The 24,048-nt window shown below is 33.6% G+C and carries 28 protein-coding genes and 1 pseudogene; 16 read left to right on the top strand and 13 right to left on the bottom strand.

Features of this window, described 5'->3' with window-relative positions; genetic code table 11:
• Positions 1-6: 6 nt before the first annotated feature.
• The 7 genes and pseudogenes from AC1DS7_RS08305 to AC1DS7_RS08275 form a co-directional block, all read right to left on the bottom strand.
• The gene (locus AC1DS7_RS08305) at positions 7-594 is read right to left on the bottom strand and encodes a VanZ family protein (protein WP_002189089.1); all 588 of its coding nucleotides are present in this window, start codon (positions 592-594) and stop codon (positions 7-9) included.
• A 74-nt stretch (positions 595-668) separates the two neighbouring features.
• Positions 669-1,079: a hypothetical protein gene (locus tag AC1DS7_RS08300; RefSeq protein ID WP_002011979.1), complete on the bottom strand. Its 411-nt coding sequence runs from the start codon at positions 1,077-1,079 to the stop codon at positions 669-671.
• Positions 1,080-1,717: 638 nt separating this feature from the next.
• Positions 1,718-2,041 (bottom strand): annotated as a pseudogene (locus AC1DS7_RS08295) (hypothetical protein).
• Between the two features lie 14 nt (positions 2,042-2,055).
• The gene (locus AC1DS7_RS08290) at positions 2,056-2,646 is read right to left on the bottom strand and encodes a dienelactone hydrolase family protein (protein ID WP_002086433.1); all 591 of its coding nucleotides are present in this window, start codon (positions 2,644-2,646) and stop codon (positions 2,056-2,058) included.
• Positions 2,647-2,648: 2 nt separating this feature from the next.
• Positions 2,649-2,984, bottom strand: a complete 336-nt coding sequence (locus AC1DS7_RS08285; protein ID WP_215588911.1) for an antibiotic biosynthesis monooxygenase family protein — start codon at positions 2,982-2,984, stop codon at positions 2,649-2,651.
• A gap of 180 nt (positions 2,985-3,164) precedes the next feature.
• Positions 3,165-3,344: an H-type small acid-soluble spore protein gene (locus AC1DS7_RS08280; protein WP_001025736.1), complete on the bottom strand. Its 180-nt coding sequence runs from the start codon at positions 3,342-3,344 to the stop codon at positions 3,165-3,167.
• Between the two features lie 66 nt (positions 3,345-3,410).
• Positions 3,411-4,625 (bottom strand): helix-turn-helix domain-containing protein, encoded by a 1,215-nt coding sequence (locus AC1DS7_RS08275; protein WP_016092904.1) that lies wholly within the window; start codon positions 4,623-4,625, stop codon positions 3,411-3,413.
• Positions 4,626-4,742: 117 nt separating this feature from the next.
• Between AC1DS7_RS08275 and AC1DS7_RS08270 the strand changes: the two genes are divergently transcribed.
• Both AC1DS7_RS08270 and AC1DS7_RS08265 read left to right on the top strand, forming a co-directional pair.
• Positions 4,743-6,011, top strand: coding sequence for an MFS transporter (locus AC1DS7_RS08270; protein ID WP_002031019.1), 1,269 nt, complete (start codon positions 4,743-4,745; stop codon positions 6,009-6,011).
• 109 nt (positions 6,012-6,120) lie between these two features.
• Positions 6,121-6,645 (top strand): outer membrane protein assembly factor BamD, encoded by a 525-nt coding sequence (locus tag AC1DS7_RS08265; protein ID WP_002086429.1) that lies wholly within the window; start codon positions 6,121-6,123, stop codon positions 6,643-6,645.
• Between the two features lie 40 nt (positions 6,646-6,685).
• Here AC1DS7_RS08265 and AC1DS7_RS08260 read toward each other — a convergent pair whose 3' ends face one another.
• A complete protein-coding gene (locus AC1DS7_RS08260) occupies positions 6,686-7,579 on the bottom strand; it encodes a LysR family transcriptional regulator (protein WP_016092902.1) in 894 nt (297 codons plus the stop codon).
• A gap of 161 nt (positions 7,580-7,740) precedes the next feature.
• Between AC1DS7_RS08260 and AC1DS7_RS08255 the strand changes: the two genes are divergently transcribed.
• The 5 genes from AC1DS7_RS08255 to AC1DS7_RS08235 are packed head-to-tail and all read left to right on the top strand — an operon-like array spanning position 7,741 to position 13,532.
• Positions 7,741-8,733, top strand: coding sequence for an ABC transporter ATP-binding protein (locus tag AC1DS7_RS08255; RefSeq protein ID WP_002011954.1), 993 nt, complete (start codon positions 7,741-7,743; stop codon positions 8,731-8,733).
• Positions 8,711-9,736, top strand: a complete 1,026-nt coding sequence (locus AC1DS7_RS08250) for an ABC transporter substrate-binding protein (protein WP_002086426.1) — start codon at positions 8,711-8,713, stop codon at positions 9,734-9,736. Before AC1DS7_RS08255 ends, AC1DS7_RS08250 begins: the two co-directional genes overlap by 23 nt.
• A 12-nt stretch (positions 9,737-9,748) precedes the next feature.
• A complete protein-coding gene (locus AC1DS7_RS08245; RefSeq protein WP_002031009.1) occupies positions 9,749-11,419 on the top strand; it encodes an ABC transporter permease in 1,671 nt (556 codons plus the stop codon).
• Complete coding sequence (locus AC1DS7_RS08240) at positions 11,416-12,678, top strand: MBL fold metallo-hydrolase (RefSeq protein ID WP_476998910.1); 1,263 nt, start codon at positions 11,416-11,418, stop codon at positions 12,676-12,678. The genes AC1DS7_RS08245 and AC1DS7_RS08240 overlap by 4 nt, the downstream gene beginning before the upstream one ends.
• A 20-nt stretch (positions 12,679-12,698) precedes the next feature.
• Positions 12,699-13,532, top strand: coding sequence for a hypothetical protein (locus tag AC1DS7_RS08235; RefSeq protein WP_063217875.1), 834 nt, complete (start codon positions 12,699-12,701; stop codon positions 13,530-13,532).
• A 53-nt stretch (positions 13,533-13,585) separates the two neighbouring features.
• On the opposite strand, the gene AC1DS7_RS08230 is transcribed toward AC1DS7_RS08235, so the two are convergent.
• Positions 13,586-14,008 carry a YfmQ family protein gene (locus AC1DS7_RS08230; protein ID WP_044441519.1) on the bottom strand — a complete coding sequence of 141 codons (423 nt, stop codon included), beginning with the start codon at positions 14,006-14,008 and terminating at the stop codon, positions 13,586-13,588.
• A gap of 131 nt (positions 14,009-14,139) precedes the next feature.
• Here AC1DS7_RS08230 and AC1DS7_RS08225 point away from each other — a divergent pair, with 131 nt between their 5' ends.
• The 6 genes from AC1DS7_RS08225 to AC1DS7_RS08200 all read left to right on the top strand — a co-directional run bounded on the left by AC1DS7_RS08225 (position 14,140) and on the right by AC1DS7_RS08200 (position 17,631).
• A complete protein-coding gene (locus tag AC1DS7_RS08225) occupies positions 14,140-14,256 on the top strand; it encodes a hypothetical protein (protein ID WP_002031004.1) in 117 nt (38 codons plus the stop codon).
• A 65-nt stretch (positions 14,257-14,321) separates the two neighbouring features.
• A complete protein-coding gene (locus tag AC1DS7_RS08220) occupies positions 14,322-14,483 on the top strand; it encodes a hypothetical protein (protein ID WP_000109008.1) in 162 nt (53 codons plus the stop codon).
• Positions 14,484-14,644: 161 nt separating this feature from the next.
• Positions 14,645-15,280, top strand: a complete 636-nt coding sequence (locus AC1DS7_RS08215; RefSeq protein ID WP_061675762.1) for a cupin domain-containing protein — start codon at positions 14,645-14,647, stop codon at positions 15,278-15,280.
• A 99-nt stretch (positions 15,281-15,379) separates the two neighbouring features.
• Positions 15,380-16,471, top strand: coding sequence for a serine hydrolase (locus AC1DS7_RS08210; RefSeq protein ID WP_476998909.1), 1,092 nt, complete (start codon positions 15,380-15,382; stop codon positions 16,469-16,471).
• A gap of 123 nt (positions 16,472-16,594) precedes the next feature.
• Positions 16,595-17,170 (top strand): histidine phosphatase family protein, encoded by a 576-nt coding sequence (locus AC1DS7_RS08205; RefSeq protein ID WP_476998908.1) that lies wholly within the window; start codon positions 16,595-16,597, stop codon positions 17,168-17,170.
• 89 nt (positions 17,171-17,259) lie between these two features.
• Complete coding sequence (locus tag AC1DS7_RS08200; protein WP_000461762.1) at positions 17,260-17,631, top strand: hypothetical protein; 372 nt, start codon at positions 17,260-17,262, stop codon at positions 17,629-17,631.
• Between the two features lie 39 nt (positions 17,632-17,670).
• Here AC1DS7_RS08200 and AC1DS7_RS08195 read toward each other — a convergent pair whose 3' ends face one another.
• From AC1DS7_RS08195 to AC1DS7_RS08185, 3 genes are read right to left on the bottom strand one after another with little or no spacing between them, the layout of a single operon-like run.
• The gene (locus AC1DS7_RS08195; protein ID WP_016103092.1) at positions 17,671-18,591 is read right to left on the bottom strand and encodes an alpha/beta fold hydrolase; all 921 of its coding nucleotides are present in this window, start codon (positions 18,589-18,591) and stop codon (positions 17,671-17,673) included.
• Positions 18,543-18,872 (bottom strand): DUF3147 family protein, encoded by a 330-nt coding sequence (locus AC1DS7_RS08190; RefSeq protein ID WP_002086410.1) that lies wholly within the window; start codon positions 18,870-18,872, stop codon positions 18,543-18,545. The genes AC1DS7_RS08195 and AC1DS7_RS08190 overlap by 49 nt, the downstream gene beginning before the upstream one ends.
• Positions 18,856-19,266 (bottom strand): MarR family winged helix-turn-helix transcriptional regulator, encoded by a 411-nt coding sequence (locus tag AC1DS7_RS08185; protein WP_002030991.1) that lies wholly within the window; start codon positions 19,264-19,266, stop codon positions 18,856-18,858. The genes AC1DS7_RS08190 and AC1DS7_RS08185 overlap by 17 nt, the downstream gene beginning before the upstream one ends.
• Before the next feature lie 124 nt (positions 19,267-19,390).
• On the opposite strand from AC1DS7_RS08185, the gene AC1DS7_RS08180 reads away from it, so the two are divergent.
• A complete protein-coding gene (locus AC1DS7_RS08180) occupies positions 19,391-20,218 on the top strand; it encodes a PP2C family serine/threonine-protein phosphatase (RefSeq protein ID WP_002012083.1) in 828 nt (275 codons plus the stop codon).
• Positions 20,219-20,264: 46 nt separating this feature from the next.
• On the opposite strand, the gene asnB is transcribed toward AC1DS7_RS08180, so the two are convergent.
• Positions 20,265-22,088: an asparagine synthase (glutamine-hydrolyzing) gene (gene asnB / locus AC1DS7_RS08175; RefSeq protein WP_476998907.1), complete on the bottom strand. Its 1,824-nt coding sequence runs from the start codon at positions 22,086-22,088 to the stop codon at positions 20,265-20,267.
• A gap of 268 nt (positions 22,089-22,356) precedes the next feature.
• On the opposite strand from asnB, the gene AC1DS7_RS08170 reads away from it, so the two are divergent.
• Together AC1DS7_RS08170 and AC1DS7_RS08165 are read left to right on the top strand one after the other, a co-directional pair.
• Positions 22,357-22,923 carry a sigma-70 family RNA polymerase sigma factor gene (locus tag AC1DS7_RS08170; RefSeq protein WP_149190329.1) on the top strand — a complete coding sequence of 189 codons (567 nt, stop codon included), beginning with the start codon at positions 22,357-22,359 and terminating at the stop codon, positions 22,921-22,923.
• The gene (locus AC1DS7_RS08165; protein ID WP_476998906.1) at positions 22,920-24,017 is read left to right on the top strand and encodes a DUF4179 domain-containing protein; all 1,098 of its coding nucleotides are present in this window, start codon (positions 22,920-22,922) and stop codon (positions 24,015-24,017) included. The genes AC1DS7_RS08170 and AC1DS7_RS08165 overlap by 4 nt, the downstream gene beginning before the upstream one ends.
• The last annotated feature ends 31 nt before the right edge of the window (positions 24,018-24,048 follow it).

Raw genomic sequence — 24,048 nt, 5'->3', positions numbered from 1 at the left:
GGGAAGTCATGTTGAGGAATTGTTCGTTTCATAAATATATCTTAAAAAGGAATTCAATTTAATATCAAGTTTGTGTATAAATGTTCTATACACAAGGGTAAAGCCTTTTGATATACCATACCCTAAAATGACACCCATACAATTAAAAATTACATCGTTTATATCGACATATCGAAAAGTGAATCCGGCATAAAGTGCTGATAAAAGTTGTAGAATTTCTAACAAGAATCCTAAGACAATTCCTGATAAAACAACTTGTTTGAAATTCGTCTTTTTTATGTAAGGAAAACCAAAGCCAAAAGGAATTGTTAGTAGTATATTAAGTAATGATGTTGTTATAGCGAAATGCTCCGTGTTGAATGGTATAAAATTAGCATCTCTCCAAACATTTTGTCCAATTTCTTTTTTCATATTTTCATCTATAATAATTGGGAATTGGGTATAATTAAGTACTACACAAAGGTACAAATAAAATATTGAAAAAAATAGTAAGTACATGTTCCTCTTTTTTAGGTGTAACTTAAAAAAGAGGAGTAAAAATAACCATATAATAAATGCTCCAATAAGAATAAAACCATCAAAGTCAATTAGCATGTTTAAAATCCCTCATATTTTCATATTTAAACTATGATGTCTATTATTAGACATCATAGTTTAGTAGCAATATTTTAATTAGATATTTTTCCGTTCCCTTTTACATTCTGTCCATCGTCATTTGTTTTCCAAATAAATAAGTAGTATTCATTTGAATTTGTATCAACATTGTATGCACCAGAGAAAGATTTATTTATGCCACCATTAACTGTTCCATAACTAGGGTCCGAACCCCATGCAGATCTGTACAGAGTATATTTTACATCGTAAGGTCCCATCGCTCCTCCATCAGTAGAATATACATATGCGCTCCCATTGATATATACACTTCCTTTAGACAGTGTGTGGAACTGTTTGTTTTTACTACCATCCACCACTCGATAGTCCATTTTAAAACTGTAACTACTAGATGCTGCTAATGTTGGTATAGCGAAACATGTCATTAAAGTTAAAGCTGTAATAATAGAAAAAATTTTTGTTTTCATGTTTTTCTCCCTGTTATTTTATTATTGAGAGGCCTTCTCAATAAAGATGATAATCTATTTAACTGTACATGTGAATAATAATATATAAAGATTTATAATTTTTACAATGGTTTTACAATCATTAAGAAAATGCCATATAGTTTCAATTTGTTTAAGATAAGATAGTTCAATTGTTAAAAAGTGATTAATGAATTCATTAAAATTGGTATGATTATATGGGGATCATGAATATACGACTTCAAAAGTATATTGAGGAGAATGAAGCAGCTGAACAATTCCTTGATACTATGAATTTCTAAGTTTAAAAGACTGTGGAATGATTTCAAGAAGAGAGTGTAAAATAGATGAGATATAATAATTACATAAAAATTAAGGAGAAATTAATAGACCCAAACTTGGTATTATACCAAGTTCAGGTCAAAGCTGTTAATGAAATAAAGTGATTAGGTTTTTACTACCATTTCACAGTCACATTCCCGAAAGAACTAACAAAAATAACCCAAATAGAAAACTAATAATCAGTGGGGGGTATCCCCCACTGATTATTAGCCTTCACCAATCGGGCGTTTACGGGCAGTTAATCTCTCACCTAACTTCTTTGCTTCAGCCGAATTTTGAGGTGGGAGTCTTACTGCCCGTTAATGCGGGATAGAAGAAAGGAAACCGATAGATATGGAAAAAATACGATTGTTCTTCCATTCGCGTACGAAAACGATAAAGCCTAAAACGCAAAGGAAAAATCAAATGGGTAGGAATATAAATCGACTAACTTTCTCAGGTAGTAATGAATAAAAATTTGTTAAATATAATATCCAATTCGTAAAAAATAGAGCACATACGATGAATGATTGTAAGTATGGTCGGTTTAGAAAATTTCCTTTTTTAACCGTCATAAAAATGAGAGCTAATGCTGAAATGAAGGGAATTATTAGGAATATGCGTAAAAGTAATGTAAGTGACATATAAAACTCCTTTATCATATTGTTTGCGTAAGAAACGAATCTATTAGGTTGTATGCTTGCTTTGTAGAGTGCTCGTTATATTTTTCAGTGTACGGATTTAAAAATCCATGTTCACCGTGTAGTTGATTTATTTCTAATAAAGGATTATTTTGTTGCTGCAATGTTTGGATTAAAGAGGATACTGAAAAACTAGCTTCTTGTTCAGGGAAAATAAGTAATGTAGCACATGTAGGTTTAATGTGAACATAGTCACGTATACGGGAACCATAACATCCAATGATAAAATCTATTCTAGGATTGTTATTACATAGCCATGAGATGGTAGCTCCAACGCTAAAGCCAATAAGTCCAATATGTGTGTAACTATTGGAAAGGCAAGTAATGAATTCTTCAATTTGCTCTTTTCCATTATCAAATCCAATATGGTTCATAAAATGTTGATATGCTTTTTCTTCATCACTATAATGAAATGCACTTTGTAATTGTAGAAGGTTAGGACAGAATACATCTATATGAGATGTAGTGAAGTGGTCTATAACACGATGCATATGATCATTCACACCGTATATTTCATGAACAACAACGAGAGCTAGTTTTTTCTTCATAGTTACAATGTGCCTCTATGAAACTTATATTCTTTCTCAACAAGGCAGATGCGCAGGTGGAAATTTTCATACCATTGCTCACGGCCTCTTTTTTTCGCTTCTTTATGTAAGGCGTTCTTTTTCCAATTTTCAATTGCTTCAAGTGACTCCCAATAAGAAATTGTAATTCCGAGTCCGGAATTATCACGTGCACTTTCGACACCTAAAAATCCAGGTTGCTGTTTCGCAAGGTCTTCCATTTTTTCAGCAACGGTACTATAGTCTGTTGTATCATTTGATAGGTTAGAAGTGAATATAACTGCATAATAGGGCTTGTTTTTTTCTAAATCATATTTCATTATTTTCCCCCCTTAATGTATAGTGCGAATAATTAATTCATAGTTTGTATTTTAGCAGGTTAAAAAAAGAAGTAGAAGATTCTTATTTTTTTTAGGTGTTGTAAAACAGAGGATAGAAGGGATTTATATTAAGTAATCTAAAGTAAGAAAAATGCCACTTCAAAATCGAAGTGGCATTTTTTATATTTCCTCTAAGCTATTAACTGGAACCGTTAATTCGCGTTTTGGATTTGTTACTTCATATATGCGGGCGGTTTCGTTGCTTTCATCGACGTGTTGAATCATAACAGGCATGCCTTGAAAACTGACATTGGCTTCTTCAGATGACTCGGAAAGCTCTTTTGCGCGTTGTATATTCATTTATATTCCTCCCATCATTATTATCTTTGCAAGAAAGGAGGAATAATATACCATTTCGAGACATTTTTAAAGTTTTTGTATTATTTGTAATGTTTCTTTAATAAAAGAAGAAAAGATGGAATCCGGGTAGGATTGTATCTTTTGAGCGGCTTCTGTAGCTTCCTCCAGAGCCCTTTTTTTATCGTTAAGTTTTACATAACAAAGGGCACGATATGCACCTGCTGTTGTAAGCCACGCTTGATCAAGTGGATGGTTCATATAATCCGGCATGATATCACGTTGCAATGCTTGTAAAGCTTCCTCGTAACGTTTCAATCCGTATAAAGCTTTTCCTTTTTCAAGATAATACAATCCGTCGTCTTGAAAAAGTGGCTCATCTTTTAGTTTCTCTCGAAATTGTTCTAGATGTTTTAATGCGATTGTATATTCATTAGTAATCGTGTTGTAGTAGTAAGCTTTTAAAATATCAATAATCGCAATGGATAGAGTATCTTCTGTAAAAATGGCAAATTGCTCAGATTTTTTTATGTAATATAAATATTGTTCTTTATCAGCTGTAATGACTTTTTGGTAAGATAAAATCCGATAAAATTCGTCTGTTTTAAAATATACTTGATGCTTTTTTGAAAACTCGAGTGCCTCTAATATTGTTTTTTCACATGTTTCATAATCGCCGCATGCTAGTAAAATGATGGCTTCATATAAACATAACTCGATATGTATAATGAGATCCATTTCTAAATGTTTCTCTTCATAATCATTTCTAATACTAGCTATAAGTTGTAAACATTCACCATACTTTTTACGTGTGAATATCGTAAAGGATAATTTTAATTTTGTTTCCGTACTGTCCCGGTATAACGTATATTTTTCAAAAATAGAAGTAGCCTTTTCAACGTAATATTCAATGTTGTAATCTTTCATAATCGCCGCAGCTGTTACAAATTGTTTATATAAACGAGCGGTATTTAAAGTAGAAGGTAGCTCTTTTTGAACGATAGGTAGTAAAGTCTCATATACTTCATCACATTTATTTGCCTTTATTAGTTGTTCCATTTGTTGAATGATTTCTACAATTTCTACATCATCTTCTTCTAGTAAAAAACTCGTTTCGCATCCAAGTTTTTCAGCGATGTATTGTAATGTTTTCATGGAAGGTGTAGCTTTTCCATTTTCAATTTGACTTAACATACTTTTTGTCAGTTCTGAACCTGCTAATTCAGTTTGAGTAAGCTTTTTTTCTTTTCGTAACGTTTTAATTTTCTCGCCGAGAGTAGCCATCATATGCTCCTTTATAATCAAAAAGTTAAATATAATTAAACTTTTCGTTGTAAAAATTGGAAAGTTTTATATATAATAAGTTTAACACAATTTAACTTTTAAAGGGAGAGTGTCATAATGGGGGATGTAAGTATAGGTCAAAATGATTGGAAAATGAAGATTGCAACGAGAAATATTATTTTAATGATGATTGGAAAAATGACGTCCTTGTTAGGGGCGGGTATTTATACGTTTGCAATGGGATTATACGTATTAAAGACAACTGGTTCAGGAATGGGGTTTGCAACTACTCTTATTTGCGGATCAATACCAAGAATGATCTGTGGCCCAATTGCAGGTGCTGTAGCTGACCGTGTGAACCGAAGATGGCTTGTAATTGGCACTGATTTATTAAGTAGCTTAACAATGCTTATCATGTTTATTCTTGCTACTATATTTGGACCATCACTTCTGTTTATTTATGTATCAGCGGCATTATTATCAATTTGTGCAAGTTTTTATTCTGTTTCATTAACTTCGTCTATTCCTAATTTAGTAGATGAGGAGCGTATTCAAAAAGCGAGTGCTTTAAATCAGACGGCATCATCTTTATCGAATATTTTAGCGCCGATTATTGGAGGAGTTGTATTTGGTTTCTTTTCAATCAAAACATTTTTCCTGTTAAATAGTATTACATTCTTTTTAGCAGTTATTGTACAATTATTCATCGTATTTGATTTATATAAAAAAGAATTGGCCGAAAGTAAAGAGCATTTCTTGACGAGTATAAAAGAAGGTTTTTCATATGTGAAACGACAGCATGAAATATATGGTTTAATGAAAATTGCAGTAGGGGTAAACTTTTTTGCGAGTGCACTTTTCGTTTCGCTTCCATATATTATTATTAAAAATTTGCATTTATCCTCGAAGCAACTCGGTGTTGTAGAGGGAATGTTAGCAGTCGGGATGCTAATTGGTGCAATTGTTTTATCAGTACGTAAAGAAGTGAATAATCCGTTTCGCTCTGTTTATATTGGACTGTTTTTATTTGCGGGCTTGAGTTTATGCACAGTCTTTCCGTTGTTAGTTATCATTCCGAAAGTAGCAAGTTTTATTTACTATATCACTTTTATGATTTTAACCGGTATATCAATGATGGTTGTAAATATCCCGATGCAAGTACATATGCAAAAGACGACAGATCCAAACTATTTAGGACGTGTATTCGGTCTACTTGAAACAATTTCTACTGCAATCGCACCGCTTGGAATGATTGTATATGGATTATTATTAGATATGTTACCGACTAGCATTGTTATGATGACATTAGGTGGAGGATTATTGTTAGTTGTATTAGTTGGAGTAAAGCAGCATATGGCGAAAAAACAAGTGGATGTATCGGTTTAAAAGAAAATTTTAACAATATAAAAATGACCATATTAGTATTTTAGTTTTTGAAACTCCTTTTCATGTATGTTACAGTAAAGTGAGCAGGCAAAGAAAAGGAGAAAACATCATGAGAAAATTAAGTTTTGTAATGCTTTTTCTGTTAGTCGTAATGACTGGATGTAGTAATTATGACACGTATATTGAAACAGGTATGCAATCATTGAAAAATGAAAAATATAGTGATGCGATTATGTGGTTTGAAAAAGCGGAAAAAGAGAAATCAGGAAATGAAGCGAAGGCATATAAAGAAGTCGCTCAGTTACTAGATCGTGGTGCGACAGCATTAAAAGACGGTAAGTATTTAGAAACGAAAGATATTGCAAATGAAGTGTTACAAAAGAAAAAAGATGATGCACTTGAAAAAGCTGTGACATCAAATGCAGAGAATATGCTTCAAAAAGCAAAAGATGTGGAAGAGAAAGTAAATGAAAGAGTAGCGAAACGAAAAAAGGTAAATGAAGAAGGAATCGATAAATTAATTAAAGCTGTTGATAGTATAGATGATGTAAAAGAAAAAGAGAAAAAAGTTTCAGAAGCATTAGATAAGGCTGAAGAGGCACAAGCAAAAATTGAGGATAAGAAAAACAAATAGAGTTATAGTTTAAAAGGCTGTCGTGTATAACGACAGCCTTTTAATTTTTTTCTGCAAAAGAAGTAATGCTGTGTAGTAAAAAAGAAATTATTTTAGAATTCCATCTGTCCTCATGATGAATGGTATAAATATTACGCTGAAATTCAAAATCAGGGATCGGTATATAGCATAGCTCATTTCGTTGTACTTCTTGCTCAATAGCAAGTTTTGAAATAAAGGCAACCCCATTACCATATTTTAAAATTTGTTTCATCGTTTCTAATGAATCTAGTTCAATTTCTGATTGGAATGTAATGTTATGTGCTAACGTCCATTGTGTAAGTAAATCTCTCGTTGTAGATGGGTTACGATGCAATAATATACGTTCTTTTTCGATATCTTGTAATGATACATTTGTTCTTTTAGAAAGGTGATGTTCTTTGGAAAAGGCAAGAACAAGTGTATCAGGCATTACATTCATTTGTTTTAGAAGTGGTTCGTCAAACGGTGCCGCAGAAATTATCCCAAGATCAATTTCATGATTTTGTAGCATCGTTCGAATTTCAGGAGCTGTTTTTACTATGAGTGTTATTTTTATATTTGGAAATTCGCATTGAAATTGGTGAACAACTTCTGGTAAAAGATAAGTCGCGGGTACATAACTAGCACCAATTGTTATAGCGCCTTTATTAAAATCTTTAAACTCTTGTGTGACCCGCCTAGCTTCTTTCATAAGTGCATCTATTTTACAAGCATAATGATGCAACGCTTCACCAGCTTCTGTTAAGAAATACCTTCCGGAACGTAATTCAAATAAAGGCACACCAAGTTCCTCTTCTAAGCTTTTTATATGAAACGTAATAGTAGGTTGTTTAACGCCAAGTTTTTCTGCAACAATAGTAAGCTTTTTGTATTTCTTAATAAGCACTACAATTTCTAATTTTAAGAGATTCATGATAAGTTGGCCCCTTTTTCTTCTAACTATAGAAAAAATCTATAGAAATAAATAGTTTATTAGAGATTTTTTAATTTAATCTTTACAGTACATTAACATTCAGTATAAAACTTCCAGATAGAATGAAAGCAGGTTAAGAATGAGGGGAGAGAGGTGAAACGATGGATATTAAAATTCATGGATTAGAAAAGGCATTTGGGAAAACACAGGCGTTAAAGCCGTTACAGATTGTAATGAAAAAAGGGGAATTCACCACACTTTTAGGACCTTCAGGATGCGGGAAAACGACTTTACTTAGAATGATTGCAGGGCTTGAGGAACCGGATAAAGGTGAAATATATTTTGGAGATAAGTGCATGTATTCTTCTGCTAAAAAGATAAAAACATCTCCTCATGAACGGAATATCGGCATGGTATTTCAAGATTTTGCTTTATGGCCGCATATGACTGTATTTGAAAATGTTGCATTTGGTTTAAGGGCTACAAAGCAAACGAATCAATTAAGAGAAAAGGTAGAAGATGCGATAAAGCGAGTTCGTTTGCAAGGTATGGAGAAAAGATATCCGCATGAACTCTCAGGTGGACAGCAGCAACGTGTCGCATTTGCTAGAGCAATTGTAACGAAACCTCATTTTATTTTGTTCGATGAACCGTTAAGTGCACTCGATGCAATTTTGCGAGAAGAAATGCGATTAGAACTTATGGACATCGTTCATTCAATTGGTTTAACGGCATTGTATGTAACACATGATCAAACAGAAGCTATGTCAATGTCAGACCAAATTATTGTCATGAAGCAGGGTGAAGTATTACAAAAAGGAACACCAGAAGACATTTATGTGAAACCGTCTCATGAATTTGTTGCAAAATTTGTTGGTAAGGCAAATTGGCTTGTAGAGGGGAAAAAAATGATTCGTCCAGAGCATGTGAGCTGGACAAAAAATGACTTATGCGAAATGTATACAGGTGAAGTTCAGCACGTTACATATGTAGGAGAACGTTATGAAGTGAAAGTAAACATGGGGACACTCGGTGTATGGACAGCTTATCACAATAGTAAGCTAAGCGTTGGTAAACCGGTATCGTTATATGTACCAAAAAAATGTATTCATCATATAGGGGGAGAATCGTATGAAGAAATTCAGTTCGCTTAAGTCTTTATTTGTATGTACTTTACTATTTTCTGCTGTAGTAACAGGTTGTAGCTCAAAGACAGGCAGTGTAGATGCAAAAAATAAAAACGCTAATGAAAAGAAAATCGTTGTATATAGTGCAGGACCAAAAGGATTAGCAGAAAAAATTCAAAAGGACTTTGAAAAGAAAACAGGGATAAAAGTAGAAATGTTTCAAGGAACAACAGGTAAGATTTTAGCAAGAATGGAGGCTGAAAAGAAAAATCCAGTCGTTGACGTTGTCGTACTTGCTTCTTTACCAGCGATGGAAGGATTAAAAAAAGATGGGCAAACGTTAGCTTATAAAGAAGCAAAACAAGCTGATAAGCTTCGTTCTGAATGGTCGGATGATAAAGGACATTATTTTGGATATAGTGCTTCAGCATTAGGAATTGTGTATAACACAAAAAATGTGAAGACAGCACCTGAAGATTGGAGCGATATAACGAAAGGAGAATGGAAAGGGAAAGTGAATCTTCCAGATCCAGCACTTTCAGGTTCAGCTTTAGACTTTGTAACAGGATATGTGAAAAAGAATGGACAAGATGGATGGAATTTATTTGAACAGCTTAAGAAAAATGAAGTTACAGTAGCTGGGGCAAACCAAGAAGCGTTAGACCCAGTTGTAACAGGTGCGAAAGATATGGTAATTGCGGGTGTTGACTATATGACGTACAGTGCAAAAGCAAAGGGTGAACCGGTTGATATCGTATATCCAAAAAGCGGAACAGTCATTAGTCCACGTGCAGCAGGCATTATGAAGGATAGTAAAAATGTAGAAGGTGCAAAAGAGTTTATTGATTATTTATTATCAGATGATGTGCAAAAACAAGTTTCTAAAGCGTATTTGTTGCCCGGTAGAAAAGATATAAAAGCTGAAAATAGACCGAATGTAGAAGAGATTCCAGTATTAAATATTGATTGGAAAACAGTTGAGAAAGAACAAGATGAAATAGCAAAACAATTTAAGAAAGTATTTCAATAAGATGGTGATTACATGGTAAATCGATTCGTATCAGTAAGACAAGTTGGAATGACAGTAGCGTTGTTACTTGTGGCGATGTTAATCGTCATTCCGCTTTTTCTCATTTTATTTTCTAGTGTATATGAAAATAGCAGTTGGAATTTTTTAAAGCCTTTTGAAGTCATGCAGAGTGGTGGATTAGCTGGGATTTTTCTAAATTCGATGCTTCTAGGTGTACTCGTTGTAATAGGAGCTACAATATTTGCGTTTCCATTGGCGTTCATTATGAGCAAAACAGATGTAGGAAAGTATAGTAAGTTAGATATTGTTTTTATGATCCCATTTATGACCCCGCCCTATATCGGATCGATGGGATGGATTTTGTTCATGCAACCTAACGGTTATTTTGAACAATTTTTTCCGGCTTTAAAGCCGATTTCATCATCGTTTTTTAGTTTAGGCGGTATGGTTTTAATTATGAGTCTGCATTTATTCCCATTCCTTTACTTCATGTTGAAAAACACGTTACTTCAGATTGGGAGTAGTAAAGAAGAAGCGGCAGCAGTTCATGGTGGAAGTTTTTTCTATCGTTTAAGAAAAATAATACTACCGTTATTGTTATCAAGTTATGTAATGGGTGCTTTACTCATTTTCGTAAAGACGATTGCTGAATTTGGAACACCAGCTACATTCGGACGTAGAATAGGATTCCATGTGTTAACATCTGAGATTCATAAATTTATCTCTAGTTGGCCGATTGATTTTGGCAGTGCCACAGCACTATCTTCTTTATTACTTAGTGCGTGTATGCTCATTTGGTATATGCAAAATGTATTGAATCGAAAGTATACATATGCAATGGTTAGTGGAAAAGGTGTGAAATCTAAAAGGTATACTTTGTCTATATTTGCGCGCGTTATAGCATGGGTTTATGTAATTGGCTTACTAATAGTAGCAATTGGAATCCCATACTTTTCTATACTTATTGCTTCTTTGTCGAAGTTAAGAGGCGGTGGCTTACATTTTAATAACTTTACAACAAGCCATTATGAAGCATTATTTACAATTGGTTCTCCGGGATTAGAAGCTTTATGGAACAGTTTTCTTTTTTCACTCGTAACGGCGATTGTTGCTGTAATTATTGGCGTATTTTTGGCGCTTATGATTCGAAAGGGGAAAAAGTCCTCTGAAAAATGGCTTGATATGTGCGGCATGTTACCGAATATGGTACCAGGAATAGTGATGGTTGTAGGGCTTATTTTATTTTGGAATTCACCCTATATGCCTATGTCAATTTACAATACACCAGTCATGGTTATCGTAACGTATGTTGTTCTCTTTTTACCTTATACGGTGCAGTATGTAAAAGCATCGCTCGGACAAATTGATGATTCTCTTGTACAGGCAGGAAGTATTTTTTCCGGGAATTACATTTATATTTTTAGAAAAATAATATTGCCGCTTATTATTCCAGGAATTCTTGCTGGATGGGCGATGACATTTACGATTTCGATAAGAGAGTTAGTAGCATCGCTTCTCGTACTACCTCCATCAGTAGAAACGTCAGCAACGTTTATTTTTGCTCAATTTGAACAAGGAGAAGTATCTATAGGAATGGCAATGGCTGTTGTTTCTGTTGGGCTTACAACAATGTGCTTATTACTTCTGCAACATATGGAGCAAAAACGAAAAGGGGTAGCATGATGAGGATGGAAGTATGGGGAGGAGCGGGAGAATACGGTCGTTCCTGCTATTTTGTAAAAAATAAAGAGACAAAAATAGTATTTGATTGTGGTATTAATCGATCATATGAGGATAGTTATCCTAAAATAGAAAGAGAAGTTGTTCCATTTTTGGATGCAGTATTTTTATCACATATTCATGAAGACCATACGATGGGTTTACCTTTATTGACGAAGTATGGATATAAGAAAAAAATTTGGACGACTCGTTATACGAAGGAGCAACTTCCAGCTTATTTTGAAAAATGGGGAAACTACAATCTTTCAAAAGGGTGGAATTTACCTTATAACGATCAAAATATTAAAGATCTAAATTATGTATGTATTGATGAGATTAGTAATCCAAATGAATGGATACAGATTACACCAACGTTGCGGTTTCAATGGGGGTATAGTGGGCATGTATTAGGAGCTGTTTGGTTTTTAGTGGATATGTGTAATACATACGTATTTTATTCTGGTGATTATTCAGCAGAATCTAATATACTACGAGCTAATTTACCTGAAGATTTGCGAAGCGATATAAAAATTGCTATTGTAGATGCCGCTTATCACACTGATGATGTTTCACAAAAGGAACGAGTAGACGAATTATGTGCAGAAATTGAACGAGTTGCTCAAAATAAAGGAACAGTATTACTACCACTGCCCTCACTTGGTAGGGCGCAAGATATAGTATTGTATTTATATGAACGATATAAAGAACTTCCAATTATAGTAGATAAAGAAATTTTGGTTGGTTTTGAAGAGATGTTCGTATATAAAGATTGGTTAAAAAATAATGAAAAACTTGAACGGGTTGTGGAGAGTTTAAAAAGAAACATAATAGTTATGGATAATGACATTTGTATGCAAAATAGTTACGGAATAGTTGTAATGAGTGATGCGAATATGCAAATGAAACGAGCACAGTTATATTATGAACAACTGCGATATGAAGAACGAAATTCCATTATCTTTACTGGACATATTGCTAAAGGAAGTTTTGCAGAAAAAGTTTTGAAGGAACGTGTAGGTAAAGAATGTAGGGTGAAGCGAGTTCCATATAAAGTTCATCAAAGTATAAGTGACGTTAAGGAAATGTTAAATACACTATTACCAGAACATACGGTGTTAGTACATGCTTTGAAAGAGGATACGGATCGATTACAACAAAAGCTAAGCACAGCAGGATATGAAAATGTGTATTCGCTTACTCTGGAACGTATAGAAGTAATTTAAAATGTAAGGGAGATCGGTATATGAAAAAGGTATTTGTATTCGTAAGTATTTTCTTTTGTTGTTTCCTTTATAACGTTAAGGAAGGGTTTGCTGCTAGTCCAATGAAACCTAGTTTTGAAGTGAAGTTATTATTAAAGCCAGAACAAGTATTAGGTTATAACAAAGAGATGAAGCAAGAGGTACTAGAACATTTCCAGGCTGGTACAAATTATGAAAGAATACAAGTGCAATTTTTAGATACGGCGAATAAAAGTTTAAGTAATGAAGGTTGGTTTGCGAGGATCCGAAAGAAAGAATTTAGTAAAGATTTTGAGCTAACATATAAAAAGAGATACCCGATTCAAAATGGTATGATTCCAGATGCATTAGAAGTAGCTAAGAAGGATGGATTTGATAGTAAAACTGATAACTATGAGGCAGAAATAGATTGGGGATTTGAGAAGAAAACATTAAGTATTTCAAATAAGAAAAGTTATAGTGCTAAAGGGTATGGAGTACTTGATTTACCAAACGAACGAGCTGCTCAAAACATGTTAATAGAAAAGTTGCCAGGGAAAATGAACAAATGGTTGTATACGAATTGGGGAGAAGAGATGCTGAAGGATTCTCACATTTATGGTCCTGTATTAATGAAACGGTATACAGGTGAATTTGAAAATATAAAAATGAATATTGAAATTTGGCCATTAAGTAATACCGGGAAGATAGAAGATGACTTCGTAATAGAAGTGTCGTTTAAAACAAATGAGGAAAGTATCGCGACAAAACAAAGAGAATTATTAATGGCGAGTATAGAGAAAAAAGGATGGTTGTTACCGAAAGATAGTTTGAAGACAGAGCTTATTTTTCAGTAAATAGGAAAGAAGGAATCTATGTGCCATGGATTCCTTCTTCTAATATATGAGCATTAAGCTAAATCAGCTGACACGAACCTATCATTATTTTGAAGGTTTTTAGAGCGTAAACTATAAGCAACTACCTTCTTTTTATGTTGTTTTACTACATCAACATGCTCTTCATGACTATAAATATAAAATGTAAAATCTTTTTTGCCACGTTTTGCATTGATAATTAAAGGAGTGCCTTCATTGTGTGGTGGTGCATAATAGCGATCTAAAAATAATCCTTCGTTAAAATCATGAATAATTTTGGATTTCTTTTCGCCTTCTAAGTTATTTCCATTGATTGTAACAGTCACATTCTCTTCTTCAAGTTGTGGATGTGTTTCGTACTTGCTAATAATGGATTCAATAGCAGAGTTAGGAAGGCTAGAAACAATAATTTTAAATGCTCCAAATACAACTAACATTACAATAAACCAAGTCGTCATAGTATTTCATCCCCTTTATCCCACAGTAACGGTCCGTAAAATCCTGGTTGGTGCGGGCTAATAATCAGTGTGGGATAGATACCCCGTACTGACTAAAATTTCACTTTATCCTATTTAACAATATAACTCATGTGGCAATAGTACATATGGTGAAGTTTTGTATAATTTGTGAAAAATATTCCATTTTTATGAACGAAATATTAGAAAAATCAATTTTGTTACAAAAAGTTGAAATCGAAGTATTTTAAAAGAAAAAGGTTTATAATAAAAATATAACTAATAACAACATTACTAATTATAAGGAAGTGTAACTATGAGTACTGTAACAATCGTATATGGTATTATTCTTTCTACAATTATTGTTTTATTTATTGTCGGGGTATCGCGTTATATTCATAAGTGGAAAGAAGGAGTTGCGAAATTAAATCACATTGAAGAAGAACTTAGTGATTTAATGTTACATCATGGTAAGTAAAAAGTTTATTTTTTAACTAAATAATGTGAAAAAAATCACAAAACATGCTCTCATCATGAAGGCATGTTTTTTTGTTATGTTGTTAATAGGCACATTTATAAAATTTCCCCATACGATACAGTGTAAAATCAGAAATGTTCGGAGCGGGAAAGAGGGATTGAATGAGTAGTTCAGGTTATGTTACAGATAATAAAAATTTAAAGAAAAGCTCAGGAACGCCAAATCTTTTCTTTGATTCGAGAAAAAATGTCTTTTTTAAAAGAGATGAGAAAAACGTTGCATATGAAGTTACCTCAACGCAGTTACCTGCGATGATAGGAGGGGCGTTTGTTGATTTATTTATGACGAAAGGGCATATGCGGGAACCACATTGGCATCCGAATGCATGGGAATTAGATGTTGTTGTATCAGGAGAAGCAGTTACATCCATTTTAAATCCCGAAACGAATCAATTGCAAAATTATCATGTGAAAGCGGGGCAAACTGTCTTTATTCCAATGGGATGGTGGCATTGGATTACAGCGGTAACAGAAGAAGTACAATTACATTTGTTCTTTAATAACGATCAGTTTGAAACAGCAGAGGGATCAGACATACTTAGATTAACACCGCCAGAAGTATTTCAAGCTGCATACGGTGTAAGTGCAGAAAAATTAGGAAAGGACCTTTCGCCAATTAAGGAGTCAGTTGTAATTGGTCCTCCTAACTCAAATCGACTAAATAGAGTTAAAGAAAGTGACGACTCAAATATAGTTGTTACGTTAAATGGACAAATAACATCATGTGAAATAGAGTAACTCTTCCTTTTTTGGGAAAAGTTACTCTATTTTGTATAATTTTGTATTTTTATTCGTTATAATTATTATATAGAAGGGAATTTATAGAGGGGGCATATTGTGAACATATTAAAGATTATAGGAATTGTTGCAGGAGTCATTATAGTAGCCGTTATAGCTTTCTTTTTTATTATGAAGTACTATTTGTCAAAAGAAGATCCTGATTACGTATTAAAGTACATAAAAGAACATAAAGGTGATGAAACATGTTCATTACTTATTAGAAAAAACGGTGAAGTAGTAACATCTGTAAATGAAAATAAAAAATTACCATTAGCAAGTACGGCAAAAATCGTAATAGCAGTTGAATTTGCTAAGCAAGTGTCAGAAGGAAAAATAAGTCGAGATGAACAAATTTCATTGCAGGATTTAGAAAAATATTATGTTAAAAACACTGATGGTGGAGCGCATCCTGACTGGTTAGAAGATTCAAAAGTGAGAGAGTTAGTGCAAAATGGACAGATTGCTTTAGAAGAAGTGGCTAAAGGGATGATTCATTATAGTTCTAATGCGAATACAACATATTTGTTAGATAAGCTTGGAATAGAAAGAATAAATGATAGTTTAAAAGAGTTAGAACTTACTAGTCATGACAAGTTCTCTTCGTATACTGCTTCACTATATATGAGAGGGTATGTAGAAAAAGAGCTTAATGAGCCAGAAAATCAATCGTTAGAAATGATACGTAACATGTCTAATGATGAATATAATAAACACGTGTTACAAATACATGAATGGATGAAAGATGAAAGTGAATGGAAGAAACGTGATATACCATTAAAAATAGATATGGAATTCCAGCGTATTTGGTCAGATCGATTAGTGAGTGCAAATGCTAAAGATTATCTGAGTTTAATGGAAAAGATAAATAGTAGAAATTATTTTCCAAAATCAATGCAAGATGAAATTGATAATGTTTTTAAAGGAACAGTTGAAAATAGTAAGTTGGAATATGCTGGTCAAAAAGGTGGTTCTACCGCATTCGTATTGACAAAAAGTTTGTATACTACAGATAAGAAAGGGAATAAGGTAGAAGTTGTAATTATGTTTAACGATATAGAAGATCAAGTTGCATATCAAAAGCTGAGAAATAATATAGATTATTTTATTCAAGATGCTATAACAGATGAAGAATTCAGAAGAAAGTTATAATGGAATAATTTTATTATGTAAACAAAAGAGCGCTTTTTAAAAGGCGCTCTTTTCTATTCATGATACAGGATTTCCTATTTACTGCATGGAATATAGATTGAAACTAAGAAAGGAAGCTGAATAATGACTACAGTATATTTCGTTCGCCACGCTCACTCTACATATACAAAGGAAGAAAGGGAACGTCCCTTATCTGAAGAAGGAGAGATTGATGCAGGTAATGTAACAAGTTTGTTAAAGGATAAAAACATTGATGTTGTTATTTCTAGCCCGTATAAAAGGGCGATTCAAACCGTGCAAGGAATTGCGAATACATATAATTTATCAATACAACTGGAAGAAGATTTACGGGAAAGGTTATTAAGTAAAGAGCCAGTAACAGATTTTAACGATGCTATTCAGAAGGTATGGGAAGACTGGACTTTTGCATACGAAGGCGGAGAATCAAATGATGTAGTGCAAAGACGCGCTGTAATATGTATGCAAAGTATATTAAAAAAATATAAAGGTAAGAATATTGTAATAGGTACTCATGGGAATATTATGGTATTACTAATGAATTATTTTGATTCGAAATATGGTTTTCAGTTTTGGAAAACCCTTCATATGCCTGATGTGTATAAATTAACTTTTGATAATAATTGTTTCAGTTCTGCTGAAAGAATACAGTCTACAGATTATCAGATAAATAATTTGTAAAAGTTTATCAAAAAAAGAGGAAAGGGAGAAGGTATTGTAGAAGTATGACTTTGTAACATAAAAAATATTGGTTAAAGGAGGCTGTTTACATGTTTGAGAAAGAGAAAGAAGGGCTTATTGAAGTTCACAACGTATATGAAATCGCACCAGCAGATGGAGCAATTATAGGTATGGCAACGGAAGAAGAAATGGAGATTGCTGCTGAACTAGAGTTACAGTACTATGCCCATTCTCGTTTATTAGAAGCAAATATTCAGTTAGACGGTTCCTCCTATAAAGAGTTACTTCAGGAGTTCCAGGAGTACGAAAGAAAATCAATGAACTTTTGGAGAGCAATACATAAACGTTTAGCTGTGCCATGGGCATGGGTACTACGTATTGATGTTGCGAACGGTCCTATATATGTAAGCAATGGGAGTTCGTATTATGAAGAAGTCGATGATGAAGAAGACTATGAATAGATAAGTAAGGAAGCAGCTTTAGTTGCTTCCTTTTTTTATTTACAATAAGTGAATGGCTTCAATGATAGCATCTGGACGATCGTTTTCTATCCCGTGACTAGCATGTTCAGCCAAAATGTATTGGCTGTTTATTGAGAGATTTAATTGTTCACGAATAAGTTCTTGCCACATATCTTCAAGTTGTGTAGCTTCTTCTTTTGGCATACCGCCCTCAATCAATTGAGCAATAGAATATTGAGGATCTCTACTGATAACAATTAATGGTATTTCTAATGTTTTATGTTGTTTTTTTATTGAGCGAGCACAATTTTTCCACTCGGACAGTTCAGAAGCTGTCGCTTTATATAATGAAGGAGAGGTAGAAAATTTGATATGCTGTTTTGTTGTATTGACGAGCATAGATTTTAGTTCATTATAAAGTGCGTCTGCATCCATGTTGGAGTAAGTATAATATTTTTGTAGCCACATATCATCAGAATCAGTTTGATCAGAAACTGGTAAATGAAGCTCATCTAATCGGTGTAAGTTCATGGAAGTAGAATCAACTAAAAGAAGTGCTTGCAGCCTATCTTCATGTAACATTGCAAAATGTTGTGCACATAACCCTCCATAGGAATGGCCGATTAGAATGATTGGCTCGTGAATATGGAGTTTGTTTAGTAACATATGTAGTTCCTTTGTAACTTGCCTTGCTGTACGTGGAGTATTTCCTAGCTCACTTTTTCCGTAACCTGGGCGATGGTATGACACAACTGTAAAGTGTTGTGAAAGCTCTTCTATAATAGGGAGCCAATCATAAAATGAGCAACTCATTCCTGTTTGAATGACTACAGTTTGTTTACTGTTACCTCTTATATATACTTCTACAGTTTGTCCAAATATCTCTATTGATCTATTAATAGTAATTCCCCCTAAGCTTGAAATACTTTTTGGCAAGTAAAGACGATACACCAGGCACATATGCCGAAGAGTATAGATGTACTAAGTGAAAAGGAGTTCTTTAAACCGATATAAACAATAAATAATAGTAGTGCGGATGCAGGAAATCCATATAATACGCCTAAAGCGAATTGACTTAATTCTTGTTTACTCCCACCTTCGAAAGAAATCCAAAATAGGCTTAGTAAACTAACGAGTGGAAGGGCAGCGATAAAGCCGCCTATCGTACTATAATGTTTAGCGACTTCAGTAATAACGCCGATAATAAGTGCCGAAACGATTACTTTAACGAGGAAATGCATATTTTGCCTCCTTCGCTAATAACGAAAAGGCTTTTTCTATTAGTTGTTGTTCTTCTTTTGATAACTGTGATTCTAATATTTTTATCTTTTCTTTATCTAGTAAAGTATGCTTTTCTAATACTTCAATGCCTTCTTTCGTTAAAGTAAGGTTTACAACCCTTTCATCGTGTTTGTTTCTTTCTTTTATAATAAATCCTTTTTGAATAAGGCGCTTTACGTGTTCAGATGCTGTGTTATGAGAGAGACTAAGCTCAGTAGCAACTTTTCCAATTGTTATATCTTTCTCACGAGAAACGATTTGTAAAATACGAATAGCTTGGTGAGAAAGGTTGTCTTCATATTCATATCGTAAGTGATAATAAATACTTTCCCAATGTTGATTAATGTCTTTCATAATGATAAATCCTCCTATTTTTATATCGTATAGTAAGATATATTCGTTGAATCAGAAGTAAAATCCTTTTATTTTCATTAAAAATGTTGAAAAAGTTTATTTTTATTGAAATATAAGGTAATCTATGTGTAAAGGTATACATTTAGCAAGAGAGAGGATGATAGCTGTGAATACATTTAAATGGATTAGTCATGAAAAGATGTATGTAGATCAAATACATGTTGAAAAATGTGGTCCTCTTTCAGTCGGCGTATATGGAGGAAATCAAGAGAGTGATGCATATGAAAGAGGAGATGCAGTGCTAGCTTGGTGGGATCCGAAATTAGAATTTGAATTTGTTATGATTTTTGATACACATCATAAAACGAAAAATATACATTATATAATAGAAGCGATTTCAGAAAGAGAAGAAAAACTAAAAGAGTTATTTTCATACCCAATCCATTTAGCTTTTCATCATACACATATGTATTTATTAGCGTTATTTACAGATGAGCTCTTTATCGAGAAATGTGACCAAGATGATGAGGAACTTGCATGTTTAATTTGTTTACGAAAAGGCGAGTTCTTATATTGGCTATCAGTTGGTGATTGCTTCGCGTATTTATTCCATTCAGAGCAAACGAAAAATGGAAAAGGTAGGCTAAATAAGCGTAAGAACTATGAGTATATAGGAAGAAAAAATGTTTTTGCAGCGAATACACCTTGTTTTACATCAGGGGTAAGGGGATTAGAAAAAGGTCAGAATCACATTGTAATGGCAACGGATGGTATTTTAGAGTGTGATAAACTAAAGTTTGATGATGATCAATCTTTAGTAGAAATATTACACGACGGATCTTGTTTACAGATTGAGCCTGTATTAACAAATGTACTTCAGTGGAAAGGTAGAGATTGTGCCACTATTATTGGATGGTCCATCGATACTGAAAATAGACAATGTGCCAATTAATAAATGAAAGAGAGTTCAAGGGTTTTTGTCCTTGAACTCTTTTTTGTTAAGCAATATGAATATGATACGTTTTTAACCATTCATTTACTTGTAGCATATACTCCATAGCACTTCTTGCTTCAAAATTGGTAATCTTTTTGTTACTTTGATCAGCAATTGCAAGTAATATGGAATGGTTAATGAGTGAGAAAACAGGATTGTTTTTATTGCTGCACATATCAAGCGTTAAATTGCGGATTGTTTGTAAATAGTGTGGATCCTGTGAAGTAGGGTAAGCGCTTTTTCTTCTATTTCGCACATCATCAGGTAAAGCCGGTTTCAGCGCTCTACGTAAAATTCCCTTTTCAATATTATCAATACTTTTTATGTTGAAAGGAACATTCCATAAATATTCAACTAGTCTATAATCGCAAAACGGTACACGAACTTCAAATCCTACAGCCATACTCATACGGTCTTTACGGTCGAGTAAGAACGGAAGGAATCGTGTTAAAAATAAATAAAACATTTGACGTTGTTTCGCGGATTTTTTACTTTCACCTTCAAGAGTAGGTACTTCAAGAGCAGCTTCATGGAATCGTTTATTAATATACTGCTCAGGATTACATTGAGTTGTTACGTCGTTTAATAATAGAGAAGATGTGTTTTTCCAGTTTGTTAACCACGGAAACTTATCTACATATAATAGTTCTTCTTGATGAAACCAAGGATATCCCCCGAATACTTCATCAGCAGATTCTCCAGATAAAGCTACGGTTGCATCTTTTTTCATTTCGCAAAATAGTAAATAAAGTGAAGTTTCCATTTCGCCAGCACTGGGTAAATCTTTCGCGTGAAGGGGAACGAATAAGTGATTTGCTAACTCTTCAGCATTCACAATAATGTCATGATGCGATGTCCCTACATGTTCAGAAACATGTTTTACCCAAGGAGCGTCTAAACCAGTTCGAGCAAATGTCAGTTCGAAATCTTTCGCGCTATTTAAAAAATCGATTGAATATGTGTGAAGTGTTTTGTGTTCCTCTCTAAATTCTTTACCCGCAAGTGCAGTAATACCGCTAGAGTCTAATCCGCCTGATAACATACAGACGAGAGGAACATCGGCAATTAATTGTCTTTTTACTGTATCTTGTAAAATAGATAAAATATGTGATGATGTATCATCAGTAGAATCTGTATGAATCTTACTTTCTAAATTCCAATACTTTTGAACTACTTTTTTATCACGTGTGAATGTTATAGAATGTCCAGCACGAACTTCTTGGATATGTTTAAAGACGCCACATCCTGGAGTTCGAAATAAGCCTAATCCAAATATTTCATTTATGCCGTCCGCATCAATTTCAGCAGGAACAGATGGATGAGCTAATAATGCCTTTATTTCAGATCCGAAAATAATACTGTCATTTCTTTCTGTATAAAAGAGTGGCTTTACGCCTAAATGATCACGTGCTAAAAACAGTTGTTGCTTCTGATCATCCCATAAGGCGAAAGCGAAAATTCCGTTTAAATGTTGTACGCAGTCTTCTTTCCATTCTAAATAAGCATGTAGTAACACTTCTGTATCTGAATGCGTTTCAAATGCATGCCCACATTTTTGAAGCTGTTCTCTCAGCTCACGAAAATTATAAATTTCTCCATTATAAGTAAGAGCATACGTATAATCACCGGCACGGAATGTTTTTGGCTGCGTCCCGCCTTCTGGGTCAATAACAATTAAACGTCGGTGTGCAAAAGCCGCATGAGGTGAAAACCAAAATCCTTCAGCATCAGGACCGCGATGCTGAATACTATTCGCCATCTTTTCTAAAATAACATGTTCATTTGAAAGATCTTTCTTCCAATCTACCCAACCTGTAATTCCACACATACAAATCTCATCTCCTAATTTAAAATTATAAAAATAGATTAATTAAATGAAATGTACATCAGGTTAAAGAATGTCTGCATAAATAGTGTACTACACTAATTGAATTACAGACTTGAGAAAATTTTCTTCAAGCTTATATTTATATGAGACAATGGCTAAGGAAAAGTATTCCATTACATACAAAAAATAAAAAAGATGAGAGAAAATATTTTTTTAGACGTTATATAGGGTGTAAAAGCTTTTACAAAAAAATAAGGGGAATCGCTACATGAAATCAAATGAGAAAAATTTTATAAAAAGATTACAGCGGCAGAAGGAAGATGCGCTAGAATTTGTTGTCGATACATACTTACCGCTCATAAAGGGGATAACGCACAAAGTTCTTCTTCCGGTTCAAAATGATGGACTCATAGAGGAATGTGTAAACGATATATTTCTTTCCATTTGGAATAATGCAAATAAATTTCATGGAGAGCCGAATGATTTTAAAAAATGGATTGCAGCGATTGCAAAGTTTAAGGCGATTGATTATTACCGGAAAGCGACTAGAACAGTAGAAATTATTTCAGATGAGTTTCATATTAGTACAGAAAAATCGGCAGAAGATGAATTAATCGTTATGGAAGATAGGGAAGAGTTATTGAAGCTTATTAATCAATTAGAACCGTTAGATCAAAAGGTGTTCGTTATGAAATATCTCCTCGGCATGAAGACAGAGGAAATCGGTGACAAGTTAGGATTAACCAGGGCAGCGATCGATAATCGTGTGTACCGGGGAAAAAAGAAACTACAACAAAATGCTACGAATATTAGTTTTGGAGGTAGTGCAATATGAAAGACATTTATGAACTATTAAATGATATTGATATAGATGAAAAAGAACTTGAGACTTCTGAAATTGAAAAAGAAAAAGTGAAACGTAATTTAAAACGATCTATACGTACGAAGAAAAAGATGAAAACTTGGAAAAAAGGTGTCGCTGCTGCATCCATTTTAGTAGGATTATCAGTTGTAACACTCGGTATCGGATTTCCTACATATGCTGGAGGATTGCCAATTGTAGGTGACATATTCCGCTTTTTAGATAACGGTAGAACAGGATTATATGAAAATTATAAAGAGTTTTCGACTGAATTGAATATGACGAAAGAGAGTAATGGGGTTAAAGTTACAATTAATGATGCTGTGTTCGATGGTAGAACTGTAACGATAACGTATTCTATAGAAAGTGATAAAGATTTAGGAGAGCATCCGAGCATATTTGGTTCCCCACAGGTAAGCATGTCTAATGGTGCGGCAGGAAGTTCTAAAACTACGAAAGTAGGAGATAAAAAATATGTAGGTATGACTACAACAAGTGATCTTGGTAGTAAAAGAATGGACGTTGCAAATGTTAGATGGAATATGGAATCAATTAATATGTACGAAGAAAAAAAATCAATTAAAGGGAACTGGAATTTCGCACTTAGTTTAAAAGCAATGGATAGTAAGGAAGTAAAGCTCAATAGGGTTTCTGAAAATGAATTAATAAAAGTAAATATAGACAAAATGGAAGTAACCCCGATGTCCTTTATCGTTTTTTACAATCAAGAAGAATCTAAGGCATTACGAAGTATATGGGATAGCGCGGATGTGGAATTAGAAATAAAAGATGATTTAGGAAATAAATATGCAGGTGAAGGAAATGGAGGAACTGGTACAGTAGCAGAACCACATAAAAGTAGTTGGAGTGCTACATTCCAAAAGTTAAACGAAAATGCTACAAAGCTTATTGTCACACCTCACGTGCACTTGCGAGTTCATACACCTGAAAATCATGGTGGAGTGGAGTATGTGAATGGGAAAGAGAAGAAAATAGAAGTACCGAAAAAAGAAGCGAAGAGTAAAGATATAGTGTTAGATGATATTGTCATTGATTTAAAGAAATAAATAGAGAGCCTGCCTTAAATGAAGGCAGGCT

Source organism: Bacillus sp. P4_E1, from assembly GCF_056401715.1.
The sequence above is the reverse complement of the archived record's forward strand: the minus strand, read 5'-3'. Positions and strand labels throughout refer to the sequence as shown.